This is a genomic window from Bacillus sp. JHAA (assembly GCF_036961585.1).
GTDB classification, from domain to species: Bacteria; Bacillota; Bacilli; order Bacillales; family Bacillaceae; genus Bacillus; species Bacillus velezensis.
Map to the genome: position 1 here is coordinate 65305 of NZ_JBAMDE010000005.1, position 12685 is coordinate 77989.

The 12685-nt window shown below is 46.2% G+C and carries 9 protein-coding genes; 2 read left to right on the forward strand and 7 right to left on the reverse strand.

The annotated features are described in order from the left end of the window. Positions 1–14: 14 nt before the first annotated feature. From sucA to cdaS, 7 genes are all read right to left on the reverse strand, one after another. Positions 15–2849, reverse strand: coding sequence for a 2-oxoglutarate dehydrogenase E1 component (sucA, locus tag V7728_RS12775; protein WP_015240008.1), 2835 nt, complete (start codon positions 2847–2849; stop codon positions 15–17). 227 nt (positions 2850–3076) lie between these two features. Then, positions 3077–4993, reverse strand: a complete 1917-nt coding sequence (locus tag V7728_RS12780) for a vWA domain-containing protein (protein ID WP_012117751.1) — start codon at positions 4991–4993, stop codon at positions 3077–3079. A gap of 10 nt (positions 4994–5003) precedes the next feature. Beyond that, positions 5004–5894 carry an AAA family ATPase gene (locus V7728_RS12785; RefSeq protein WP_003153758.1) on the reverse strand — a complete coding sequence of 297 codons (891 nt, stop codon included), beginning with the start codon at positions 5892–5894 and terminating at the stop codon, positions 5004–5006. A 77-nt stretch (positions 5895–5971) separates the two neighbouring features. Next, on the reverse strand, positions 5972–6562 hold the full coding sequence (locus tag V7728_RS12790; RefSeq protein WP_007407968.1) for a superoxide dismutase family protein: 591 nt from the start codon (positions 6560–6562) through the stop codon (positions 5972–5974). Positions 6563–6644: 82 nt separating this feature from the next. Next, complete coding sequence (locus V7728_RS12795) at positions 6645–7886, reverse strand: C40 family peptidase (protein ID WP_080130179.1); 1242 nt, start codon at positions 7884–7886, stop codon at positions 6645–6647. Between the two features lie 320 nt (positions 7887–8206). Then, positions 8207–9418 carry a macrolide family glycosyltransferase gene (locus V7728_RS12800; protein WP_099566836.1) on the reverse strand — a complete coding sequence of 404 codons (1212 nt, stop codon included), beginning with the start codon at positions 9416–9418 and terminating at the stop codon, positions 8207–8209. A gap of 118 nt (positions 9419–9536) precedes the next feature. Further along, the gene (cdaS, locus tag V7728_RS12805) at positions 9537–10163 is read right to left on the reverse strand and encodes a sporulation-specific diadenylate cyclase CdaS (RefSeq protein WP_099566837.1); all 627 of its coding nucleotides are present in this window, start codon (positions 10161–10163) and stop codon (positions 9537–9539) included. A gap of 277 nt (positions 10164–10440) precedes the next feature. On the opposite strand from cdaS, the gene V7728_RS12810 reads away from it, so the two are divergent. Both V7728_RS12810 and V7728_RS12815 read left to right on the forward strand, forming a co-directional pair. Further along, positions 10441–11799 carry an MATE family efflux transporter gene (locus V7728_RS12810; protein ID WP_015240013.1) on the forward strand — a complete coding sequence of 453 codons (1359 nt, stop codon included), beginning with the start codon at positions 10441–10443 and terminating at the stop codon, positions 11797–11799. Between the two features lie 13 nt (positions 11800–11812). Continuing rightward, positions 11813–12661, forward strand: coding sequence for an STAS domain-containing protein (locus V7728_RS12815; protein WP_099566838.1), 849 nt, complete (start codon positions 11813–11815; stop codon positions 12659–12661). Positions 12662–12685 lie beyond the last annotated feature (24 nt).

Below are 12685 nucleotides of genomic sequence, written 5' to 3' on the forward strand. Positions count from 1 at the left end.
TTTTCATTTCCCCCTTAGTTTTTGCGAGTCAAGCTATCAGATACAATGCGTTCCTGTTCTTTTTTGTGGACTGTCGGATCTCCTTCTGCGGGACTGGATCGTCTTCTTCGGCCGATGTATTGGACATTTACTCCTTTTGGCGCGATTTCCGTCAGATACGGGCTGATATAACTCCATGCCCCCATGTTCTGCGGCTCTTCCTGAACCCAAACGATCTCTTGCAGGTTCGGCAGTTTGGCGAAAAGCTCCTTCGTATCTTTTGCCGGGAACGGATACAGCTGTTCGATTCTGGCAATATGAAGCCAATCCTTATCGCCTTCCATTTTGTTGAAGTGATCGCTGATATCAATTGACACTTTTCCGCTTGATAATACGACGCGAGTCACTTTTTCGTAAGCATGGGAAAGACCGGACTGCTCATAGACAGGCTTGAATCGGCTTTCGCTCAGTTCCTGCACTTCAGATACCGTATTCGGGTTGCGCAGCAGGCTCTTCGGCGTCATGATCACAAGCGGGCGGATTTCCTCACGAAGCAGCATTTTCGCTTGTCTTCTTAAAATGTGGAAATACTGAGCCGCACTTGTCAGGTTGGCCACCGTCCAGTTGTTTTCCGCCGCCAGCTGCAGGAACCGCTCGACGCGGCCGCTGGAGTGTTCAGGGCCCTGCCCTTCGTAACCGTGAGGCAGCAGCATGACCAGTCCTGATTTTTGTCCCCATTTTGCCCGTCCTGCAGATATGAATTGATCAAAATAGACTTGAGCCGCATTAGCAAAGTCCCCGTACTGCGCCTCCCACATCACAAGCGTTTCAGGCGAATACACGTTGTATCCATATTCAAAGCCGAGAACCGATCCTTCAGAGAGCGGGCTGTTATGCACCGTAAATGAAGCAGCGCAGTCGTCTAAGTGATGGAGGGCAACAAATTCTTCTCCTGTTTCGCTGTCATGCAGCACAAGGTTTCTTTGAGCGAACGTTCCGCGTTCTGAATCCTGTCCGGTCAGCCGGATCGGCGTGCCGTCTTTCAAAATGGAAGCAAACGCAAGCGATTCAGCCAATGACCATTCAACTTTACGGTCATCATCAAACGCTTTTGCACGTCTTTCCAGGATTCTTTTCAGCTTGCCGAACACGTTAAAAGATTCCGGCCAGTTGATAAGTTCGCCGTTCAGCTTGCGGAGAACATCAAAATCAATGGCTGTGTCAACGTCTGGAAAACCGTTGGACACCGGTTCCGGCAATTCAATTTCCCGTACGGCGTCTTCTTTTTTGGCGGGCACCTTTTTATAGGCGTCTTCAATTCGTTTTGTCACTGCCGTTTCGATGTTTTGCGCTTTTTCCTCGCTGATCAGTCCTTCACTTACGAGTTTTTCCGCAAAGATCCGCTTGACAGTCGGGTGTTTTCTGACGGCTTCATACAGCATCGGCTGTGTCGTTGACGGCTCATCCATTTCATTGTGGCCGTACCGTCTGTACCCGATTAAATCGATTAAGAAATCTTTATTGAACCGCTTCCGGTATTCAACCGCAAATTTAACGGCTGACAGGCATGCTTCCGGATCATCCGCGTTGACGTGAACGATCGGAATTTCATAGCCCTTCGCCAAATCACTGGCATATTTCGTGGATCGTGATTCATCGCTTTCAGTTGTAAAGCCGATCATATTATTGGCGATGATATGAATGGCCCCGCCGACCTGATAGCCTTTCAGAGAGCTTAAGTTCAGCGTCTCGGCGACAATGCCTTCTCCCGGAAACGCTGCGTCACCGTGAATTAAAATGGCGAGCGATTTTGTTTCGTCTTGAACCGGGTACCCCTTTTGCGTTCTTGTTTCCTGTGCCGCCCGCGTGCTTCCTTCAACAATCGGATTGATGAATTCCAAATGGCTCGGGTTGTTTGCAAGCGTAATCCGCGCGCTTTTGGTTTCAGCATCCTGAAGCTGTCTGTCTGCACCGAGGTGGTATTTTACATCGCCCGTCCAGCCGTAGCTGATGCCGGTCGATCCTTCAGACGGCACAAGGTCTTTATTCGGCGCGTGCTGGAATTCTGAGAAAATAATCTCATACGGTTTGCCGAGCACATGCGCAAGCACATTTAAACGGCCTCTATGCGCCATTCCGATATTGACATTGGTTGTGCCCGCTTTCACAGACTGGGCGATAATGTCGTCAAGAACCGGCACAAGCGCGTCTAATCCCTCAATTGAAAAACGCTTCTGACCGACGAATGTCCGGTGTAAAAATTGTTCAAATCCTTCTACTTCCGTCAGTCTTTCTAAAACGGCTGACAGTTTTTCCGGTGAATTTTTCCGGAACAGTTCTCCGGATTCGACCATTTTTGTAATCCATGCGCGCTCTTCGAAATCATGCACATGGTCAAACTCGAAGGAGATGGTTCTTTTATAGGTATTGCGTAAATGCTGGATGGCTTCTAAGCCGTTTGTTATATTGGCAGGTGCGTCTTTACAGATGACAGACGCGGGTATTGCTTTCATTTCTTCTTCTGTAAGCCCGTACTCGGATAACGGAAAGAGCTCGCTCTTTTTCGGATCCTTTCTGAGCGGATTGACGGAAGCGTTCAGATGGCCATAGGTTCGAATATCTTCTGCAAGTTTAACTGCTGCTGCGATCTTTTGAATCAGATCTGCGGTGACGCGTCCCTGTTCCTTTGTACCCGATGCCTCTTTTATTTGGCTTGGCGGAGCGCCGAGTTCGTCAAACATGTCTTTCAGATCCGGATCAATGCTGTCTGGATCTTCAGCATATTGGTCGTACAGCTCCAGTGCGTAGCCGAGGTTCGGTCCGTAAAAATCTTCCCAATTCATTCTTTGTTTCATATTATTTTGAAACATTTGAATATTACCCCCAACCTAGATAATCAAGTGATCAATTCACTATCTTGAAATAACTTTTGAACGCTGTGCCCAAAATTATGTAATAAAAACGCTTCCAAGGATATTTTACCACTGATTGCGTTTGGATTCTACCTTGATTGTTCACAAAATAGTAAAAAAAACAGATCAATACCGAAAAAATTAAATCATTTTAAAATAAAAAGCGAAAAAGCATAGGAAAAAGCCTATCCTATGCTTTTATGAAGCAGTTTTTTCAAGAGCGGATACAGCACATCGGGCAGCTGATCGACATCCGGAACAAAAATACTGTACTTTCCGTACATATCCTGAATGGTTTTCATCTGTGATTCCTCTATTGCAGTATTGGACAGAAAAACATTTATGACTTCTATCCCTTTTTTTCTCGCTTCGATGACAGCCTCGCTCGTATCGACGATGCCGTTTTGTTCGTATCCGAATGCTGCCGGCTCTCCGTCTGAAAACACGATTAAAAATTTTTGCGCCTCACTCCGCCGCATCAGCTGTTTCGTCATTTGTCTGATGGCGTATCCGTCTCTGTTATCTTCTTCAGGCGCAAGCTGCATGATCAGCGGACCCGCCGCCTGCAGCAGCGACTCTTCAAACGGAATGACGGTATTGAAGAAATTCGGCTGGCTCGTTTCGGTCGCTTCGTTCGTATCCTCCCAAAATCCGACGATCTGGTGCGGTACGGACACTGATTTCAAGGCTTCATGAAAAAGAACGATCCCTCTTTTTGTTTCATCCATTTTGTCGAACATGCTGGCCGAACAATCGACAAGCAATGTAAAAACGGCGTCAATGTCTGAAGACGGGTCCTGCTTTTTAAAGAAAAGGCGCGGGTTCCGCTCCGTAAAATAGCGGATCAGTTTGCGATTCAGCCGGCCTGCGTGAAGGTCGGTCCGCGGGAGCGTCTTTTTGTGCTCAAGTGTTTTTTGTATCATCTGCTTCAGGCGTTTTTGATATGATTCTATCGTTTTTGCCTGTTCTTTATAAGACTGCTCCTCTTCAGGAGACGCTTTATGAGGCGTTTGATAAACCGGGAAGGCAAATTTGTTTTCTTTTCCGTCAGCCAGCCCCGCGCCCTCATGTTCATCCTGAATGGATTCAAGCGCTTCCAGTTTGGAGTAATCCTCTCTTTTCGTCTGACGTGCGGAACCTTGAACGGAGCCGAGCGCCTGGTCACCGTCATCGCCTTCTCTGGCCGCGTCTTTCCCAAGATCTGATTTCGCGCCGTGCTCAATATCAAATTGAAGGAAACTTTTTGACGGCGCTTCGGTTTCCCGGTGCCACGTATTCATTTTCTCTTCAAGGATTTCTTCATCTCCGTCGGAAGACTCAGGGAGCGTGAGATCGTCACTTAACGAAGGCGCTTTTTTTACACTTTCGAATAAAGGCTCTTCAGCCGCTTTTTCGTAATCAAGTTCCGGCAGAAAAAAGTACGTGTTCAGCATATCTTTCTCAAGCACTTCATCAAGGCCTTCCATGAGGTCTTCCGTTATTTTTGCGATTTGTTCCGTAGAATCCGCCTCATACACCCGGATGAGCTGACGTTCAATATACGGTATCATCATATCAATATGTTCATGCATGGAAGGAATGCCTTCAAGCGGAGACTCAGCCGTCAGCTTGACAAACATCGCGCAATACAAAGCGTCGGTGAAAATGCTCCGTTCTAAATTCAATGTCAGCTGCGTCGTGAAATATTTCCTGTACATCTCCCTCCGCTTCTGAAAAACACGTTTCGTTCCCGGCCGTTCTTTTTTGATCAGCTCTTCAATTCTGATATCCTCAAGCAGCATAAACAGCTGCTTGGCAAAGCTTTGGCGGGTGAAATGCCGGTGAACGTCATTTAAAAACCCCGCAAATTCCCGAAATGAGCTGCTGCGTGTTCCGACAGCGCGCAAATAGACATCGCTTTTCAGGCCGGCTTCCATATCCCCGGCTGATCGGTCTTTCCAAAAGTGGCTCATGTAAATTTTCTTTTCAAAGGGATTGTAGTAAGACTGCACGCCGTATTCCACTTCAACTTCACTGCTTCTGGTCAGTGTTTTGGCCAGATCAGTCAGCATCATGAACAAAAACGAATCAATCGTGCTGTCATTAAATTTGATAAACTTCATTGTATATCCCTCATTCGAACAGCGTTTCTGCAATATTTCTGACAGCGGCTTTTTCCCTGTCGTCGTCAAGTTTTTCTACGATGCCTCTTTCAATCGCCCGTTTCGGCGGGATGTACGCAGCCAAGTCGCACGTATCAATGAGAGCCCTGATGGACGCCGCTTCTTCTGACACTTGTCCGTTATGCGCTTGTGCGATTAAATCAGAAGACAGCGTCATAAAGCGCTCAATTAATTTCTCATCTTTTAAGACAGACTGAGAGGTCAGCACCTGCTTCAGGAGGCTTCCTTTAATATACGGAACATCAATGATGACAAAACGGTTTTTAAGGGCTTCGTTCAGCGGAACGGTGCCGACGTAGCCTTCATTAATCGCGGCGATAACACCGAATCCTTCGCTTGCCTTAATCACTTCTCCTGTAAAGGGATTTGTCATCATTTTTCTGTAATCTAGCACGCCGTTTAGAATCGGAAGGGTTTCAGGCTTTGCCATATTGATTTCGTCAATGTATAAAAAATGTCCCTCGTTCATTGCGGTTGTTACAGGTCCGGGAACGAATTCAATTGTCGCCTGTCCCTGTTCATTTTCAATCGTTTTATAGCCGACAAGCGCTTCTGCATCGAGGTCTACGGAGCAGTTGACGCTGTGCATCGGTTTATGAAAATAGTTCGAAAGCGTTTCCGCCAATTTTGTTTTCCCTGAACCCGTCGGTCCTTTTAATAAGATATTTTTTCCCATTGTCAAAGCAATGACGGCATCGAATACAATCGCTTTATCTTCGGCCTCATAGCCTGATGATCCGATTAAATCCCGGAATTCTTGGGAAACGGGATGATTTTGATAAGCCTGCAGTTTGTTTTGTATATCTTCCGGAAGTGATAGGTGCTGTAATTCTGAAGTCATAGGTGATGTTTCCTTTCCATTTGTATTCCATAACCGAGTATACTAAAAAAGCCCTTGTATACTCAATACAAAAGGGCTCATTCCCTGCGGGCGCTTTTTGTCAGGGGAGCGCAGGCGATTCTGGCTCCGGAATTTCCGCTCGGGTTTGTCAAATAATCGTCCGTATGTTCATGAATGACGAACGCGCTTCCGTCCCGGTCGAGCAGGCTGAGTCTGCTCCCTTCTTTTAATGAAGTTTGCGGCGCGTTCATAATGACATCCACTTTACCATCAGCCCCCACTTCAAGATTGGGGAGATCCCCGGCGTGATGACCCATCGGATTGTTGAAGCCGTGTTCTTTGTTCAAAGGGTTGAACGGACCGCCGGCTGATTCGAAATCAGGTGCCTGACATGTCCCTTTTTCATAAATATGAAACCCGAGAGAAGTGCCGGGCGGCAGATGCCCCGCTGATATATGAATGTCTGACCCTTCATCATCAGATTCCCTCACTTCGATATATCCGATCGTTTTTCCGTTTTGATTGATGAGTCCGGCATGCTCACGGTATGCAGATGCTTCCAATGCGCGGCTTTCCCCATGTTTTTTGGGCGGAACAGGAGCGGGTCTCCCCCCGCAGCCGCAAAGCGTAATTGATGCGAGCATGAGAAAAAGCAAGAGACGATTCATGCTTCCTCCCCCTTATTTTTTTACCCATCAGTCTTGTCAAAACGTGAAAATGGTAAACAAAAAAAGCCCCGAAAGGCTTTTTTTAAAAATAACTGCGCGCTCCTAAATAAGCTTTTTTCCAATACGGATTGCTTAAGTTTGAAACTTCAACCCCGGAGGAGCTTGCGTGAATAAAATCTCCTCCGCCTAAATACATCCCCATATGAGAAGGGCCCGCTTTATATGTCGTAAAAAAGACAAAGTCGCCTGCTGACGGCTGGCTGATATGTTTCATCGTATTCCAATATCCGGCTGTGCTCAGACGGGAAACAGAGCTTACCTTATTTAAAAGGTAATAGATGTAACCGCTGCAATCGAAGCCCGCAGGCGTATTGCCTCCCCAGCGGTAAGGCACGCCGACATGTTTTTTCGCCTCGCCTATCATTCTGTCAATCTTTGACCCTGTCACCGGAGGTTCGGGAGTATTCGGCTTGTTTGGTTTTGCCGGTTTGTTATCCGGCTGCCGCACAGGATCTTCTGTTTTTCCCGTTCCGTTAATCACCAGAACTTGTCCGATTTGAAGCACATCAGTTGTCAATTTATTTTTTTCTCTGATGAACTGAGCGGTGATGCCGAACCGATTAGCAATTTTCCAGAGGGAATCGCCTGCTTTTACTTTGTAAGTGGATGGCTTCTCAGAAGGGTTTGAATGAGATGGCGGTGTTGTGCCGCTGTTTCCGTTATGTGAAGAACCTTTGATCTTTAACACTTGATTCGGATACAGCATGTCTGATGTTAATTGATTCAGCTTTTTCAGTTCGGCGATGGTGATCCCGGTTTGATTGGCGATTTTCCACAGCGAGTCACCCGGCTTCACAGTGTAAGTCCCTGATGCGCCTTTATCAGGCTTTGTCTGTCTGCCGCCTCCGTCCGTGCCGCCGGCAGACCCTTTAATTTTCAGTTTCTGGCCAGGATAGATGACATCTGAACTCAAACGGTTCAGGCTTCTCAGCTCAGAAACGCTCATTTTGTATTTTTTTGCGATCACCCATAACGAGTCTCCGTATGTAACTGTGTAGGCACCCGTGCTTCGTTTTCCCTTTTGCCCCGTTTTATGTGTGCCGCTGCCGTCGGGAATGTGCAGCCGCTGTCCTGGGTGGAGTATCGTTGATTTCAGTTTATTTTCCGCCTGCAGGGCTGAAATACTTGTATGATATTGCCGGGAAAGCTTCCAAAGAGAGTCGCCGCTTTTTACTTGAATGGTTTTTGCTTCAGCGGGATGCACGGCGAAGGTTGAAGTCATTACTGCAGATACAGCCAGTCCGGCTGCGATTTTTTTCTTCATATAACGAAAAACCTCCTATTTATCATTGCTGAAAGGGACGTTCCTTTTCTTTGGACGCCGCCTGTTATGCAGGATTCATTCAGAAGTCGACATTAATTCCGATTCATTTGGCCTTAGATCATCACCAATGCCACACATTTTACATAAATTGAGAACATTTCACAAAAGACTTTGGAATCATTTTCATAACATGGCTTTTTTCCGCGACATTCCACCTTTCTTGTCTGTTTTTCATACAATTCTCTTTACGGCGTGAAAAATCCTCCCGAAAAACAATCAAAAAAAGCCCGCTTCCTTTAAAGGAAGCGGGTGAGGGCTGATTACAGAACCCGGGTCTCGGCAGTTTTCACGTCTTCTGCTATCAATTCCGCTGCACGCTGTGCTCCGCCGGCCGCTTTCAGGGATTCTCCGATTTCAGAAGCTTTTGTCTGATATTCAGGATTTTCGCTCAATTCTTTTATTGCTTCAGTAAGCAGTTCCGCTGTTACATCTTCTTTTTTAAACATTTTGCCCGCGCCCGTCTTTTCCACTTGGCTTCCGACGGCGAACTGATCTGCGCCCATCGGAATGACGATCATCGGGGTTTTGTAGTAAAGCCCTTCGCTCGTACTGTTCATTCCGCCGTGAGTGATAAATAAGTCCGCTCTCTTCAGGATCTCAAGCTGCGGAACATAAGGCTTGACAATGACATTCTCAGGAATTTCATCAAGCTCCGCCGGATCAAGATGTTTGCCGATTGACATGACGGCTTTTCCGTTAAAGTTTCTGACCGCTTTTAAGCATTTATTAAACAATTCCTTCTGATTGTTAAAAATCGTACCCATGGAAATAAACAGGACTTTTTCTCCTTCAAGCTGTTCAAACGGGAAATCTTGAGCCGCCGCCCTTTCGGTTATGGACGGACCGACAAAGAGATAAGAATCGCCAAACTCTTCTTCTTTCGGCTGAAACGCTCTTGAAGTAAATACGATGGTTTTTCTGCCGTCATTTGAGAAAATATCATACGGCGTTTTAATGTCTGCGCTGAATTCTTCATTGAGCCGGCTGACCGCTTCGGTATAAGCCGGATAATGAGATGATTCCTCTGATACAAGGTTTGTATTTGAAAACACTTCTTTAATAAATGCCTCATTCATTGCAAATGTCGTACAAAGTGAATATGCCGGCAGTTTCAGCTGGTTTCTCACGAGCCTTCCTGCCAGAAAATGATGATCATACAGGATGTAGTCGTAGGATTCATCTTTTACTTCCTCAAGAATACGGAGTGCGGCTTTTTTGGAAGTCTCAATCATTAATAGCAAAAACTCGGTAGCGTCCCGCTGTTCATCACCCGTTGCGTTTTTTCCGAATTCATCTTTACGGAAATCTTCATATTCACGGAATTCCGCTCCGCTTGACGCGATTTTGTTCTCATATTCCTTCACGCCGTAATATACGACATGTTCCCCTTTTGCCTTCAGTTCTTTTACGACGCCTAAAGACGGATTGATATGCCCTTCTCCCGGAAAGCCGATCATCAATACATTTGCCATCTTTCCACTCCCTATTCTTTTAAATTTTATGTATATTTAAACGATAACATCAATACAGAAAAAGGTAAAGATGTTCACCTTATTAATATTAAATGGGTACAATATTCCCATTTTCTTATTATTTCGTATGAGGCGCCCGCGGCGAAACAAGCGGATACAGTCCGCCGTCTTTAGCAAAGGACATTTTTCCCGTTTCTTCTGAAACAACGAGCACGAGTGCATCAGTCACGGCCGAAAGTCCCATCGCGGCCCTGTGGCGCGTCCCGTATTTGAGATCGACATGTTTTGTTGTGAGCGGAAGCACATTGGCTGCTGATACAACCCGGTTTTCTCTGACCAATACGGCTCCGTCGTGAAGCGGATTGCCGGGATAAAAAATACTCTCAATTAAAGCTGCACTGATCTCGGCATGCAGGCTGGTCCCTTTTTGTATCATTCCGTCCAGCGGATCTGCACGTTCAATCACAATCAGCGCTCCGTGTTTTTCTTCCGCCAGATGCTGCACGGCCCTCGCCAGCTCTGTATAGGAAGGCGTAAAATGTTCGATATATGACTGCAGGTAAAACGACGAAGCGACAGCCTGCATTTCCTGAAACGTATGTCCCAGTTCATCTAATTCGCAAAGAAGGCATTGGTCTTTTTCATTCAATGTCCGCAGTATCATTCCGGCATCCTCTGTAATTTGTTTCAAATACGTTTGAACGGCAGCGGTAAACGCGCTTTCCGTCATTTGAGTGTGGCGCATGTCACATCAGCTCCTTTCCCTTATTTTCTGCATCGCGCGCATGGATATGCGCCGCTGTGTGCACCATAATCATGAAAGGAGGCGCACATCATATGGAATTCGCACGGCTGATGCAATATATCTGCACCTTTTTAGGGGTCATTTCACTTTCATTCATTTATGCCAAGATGTTTAAAAAGCCGAAACCGGACAAAAAAGAGTAGGCCGGCTTTCATTGCTTTTTATACATAAAATGTTATAATTTCTCTCGTTAAAATAAAGAAACGGGGAACCTAACTTGAGAGAAACGAACACGATCGGCCAAAAGGTCAGACAGCTGTTACATATCTTCATTCCGATTTTAATCACACAGGCGGGCCTTTCCCTGATCACCTTTTTGGATACGGTGATGTCAGGGAAAGTGAGCGCTGCCGATTTAGCCGGGGTTGCAATTGGTTCAAGCCTGTGGACGCCGGTTTATACGGGCCTGGCAGGAATATTAATGGCCGTTACGCCCGTTGTTTCACAGCTGTTTGGAGCCGGCAGACAAAAGGAAGTGCCGTTTTCCGTCATCCAGGCCGTTTATGTAGCGGCCGTTCTCAGTGCGGCGGTTATCCTGATCGGCTTTTTCACCGTTGATATGATCTTGGGACATTTGGGCCTGGAACCTCGTGTCCGGACGATCGCCAAACACTTTTTAGGATTTTTATCCCTCGGTATTTTTCCTTTGTTTGTGTACACCGTTTTGCGCTCGTTTATTGATGCACTCGGCAAAACGCGAGTCACTATGCTTATTACGCTTTGCTCATTGCCTATTAATTTTGTTTTAAATTATGTATTTATTTTCGGGAAATTCAACATGCCGGCATTGGGAGGAGTCGGGGCGGGGCTCGCTTCCGCCCTGACTTACTGGTGTATTTGCGCCATCAGCTTTTTTATCGTCTGCAGATTTGAGCCGTTTGCCGGGTACTCTGTATTTCGGAAACTGTACCGTTTTTCTCCGTCTGAATGCAGAAAGCTTTTGAAAATCGGATTGCCTATCGGTTTTGCGGTATTTTTTGAAACGAGCATTTTTGCGGCTGTCACACTGCTTATGAGCCATTTTCAGACGGTGACGATTGCAGCCCACCAAGCGGCAATGAATTTTGCTTCCCTCTTGTATATGCTGCCGCTCAGCGTATCCATGGCCATGACCATTTTGGTCGGCTTTGAAGCAGGCGCAAATCGCTATAGAGATGCCCGCTCATACAGCTATATCGGGATCGTGATGGCGCTTAGTTTTTCTTTATGCACGGCGGCTTTCATTTTGCTGTTCAGACCGCAAATCGCCGGAATGTATACATCCGATCCGGCTGTGCTCATGTTGACACAGCACTTTTTAATCTATGCGCTGTTTTTCCAGCTTTCTGATGCCGTAGCAGCTCCGATACAAGGCGCTCTGAGAGGATATAAGGATGTCAACTATACACTCGGCGCGGCTTTTGTGTCGTATTGGATTATCGGGCTTCCGGTCGGTTACGCAGTCGGCACTTATACGGGCCTCGGGGCATACGGCTACTGGATCGGGTTAATTGCAGGACTTGCCGCAGGAGCTGCCGGTTTATTCTTCAGACTGATGAAACTGCAAAAACATTATGTAAAAAAAATGATTTCATAAAGGAGGAGCAGCAATGCCAAAACATAAACTGCTGTACGATTATTTAACTGAACGGGCGGAGGACATCAGTCAGACATGGTTTGATACCCTTCATGATACGGATCCTGATTCTGTTTATGCTTCTACTGACCCGGCTGTACTCACGAATCTGAAAAAACAAAATCTGGCGTTTAATTATCAGCTCAATCGGATTTTTTCTGAAGAGAAGGAAGTATATACAGCGGCATTGGAAAAGTGGGCGTTCGAAGCCGCACGGGATGAAGAACATTTAAAAACTCCCATCCATTATATTATTCGCGAGTTTATCAGAGTTCGTGATTTGTATGTCGGCCATGTCAAGCAGTTTACCAGACTTCATTCAGACACCGTGACAGAAGAAGATGCCGAAGATATATTCCATACGCTGATTAAATCGTTTGATGTGGTGATTCATATTTTCATAGAAGAAATGTATAAAAACACAAACATTCAGCTTGAAGCGCAAAAAGAATTGATTACCGAGCTGAGCTCGCCGGTAATTGTGCTTTTTGACAATGTCGGACTGCTGCCGCTGATCGGGGATATTGACACGGCAAGAGCAAAAATGATCTTGGAGAATACGCTGCACCAGTGTTCAGAGAAGCGCATCACGCAGCTGTACATTGATTTATCAGGTGTAGCCATGATTGATACGATGGTTGCCCAACAGCTTTTCACCTTAATTGAATCACTCGGAATGCTCGGCGTGAAAGCGACATTATCCGGAATCCGTCCTGAAATCGCCCAAACCGCAGTGCAGCTGGGACTGAGTTTTTCAAATTTATCAATAAGGTCTTCGCTTGCAGAAGCGATCGCTTCCGATCTGACACAAAAAAAGGGATAAGGCATTTCAGCCTTATCCCTTTTT

Bases quoted from the DNA above. Each gene is read 5' to 3' on its own strand.
- V7728_RS12815 (WP_099566838.1), top strand. From the start codon at position 11,813: ATGCCAAAACATAAACTGCTGTACGATTATTTAACTGAACGGGCGGAG.
- V7728_RS12790 (WP_007407968.1), bottom strand. From the start codon at position 6,562: ATGAATCGTCTCTTGCTTTTTCTCATGCTCGCATCAATTACGCTTTGC.
- V7728_RS12800 (WP_099566836.1), bottom strand. From the start codon at position 9,418: ATGGCAAATGTATTGATGATCGGCTTTCCGGGAGAAGGGCATATCAAT.
- sucA (WP_015240008.1), bottom strand. From the start codon at position 2,849: ATGTTTCAAAATAATATGAAACAAAGAATGAATTGGGAAGATTTTTAC.
- cdaS (WP_099566837.1), bottom strand. From the start codon at position 10,163: ATGCGCCACACTCAAATGACGGAAAGCGCGTTTACCGCTGCCGTTCAA.
- V7728_RS12785 (WP_003153758.1), bottom strand. From the start codon at position 5,894: ATGACTTCAGAATTACAGCACCTATCACTTCCGGAAGATATACAAAAC.
- V7728_RS12795 (WP_080130179.1), bottom strand. From the start codon at position 7,886: ATGAAGAAAAAAATCGCAGCCGGACTGGCTGTATCTGCAGTAATGACT.
- V7728_RS12780 (WP_012117751.1), bottom strand. From the start codon at position 4,993: ATGAAGTTTATCAAATTTAATGACAGCACGATTGATTCGTTTTTGTTC.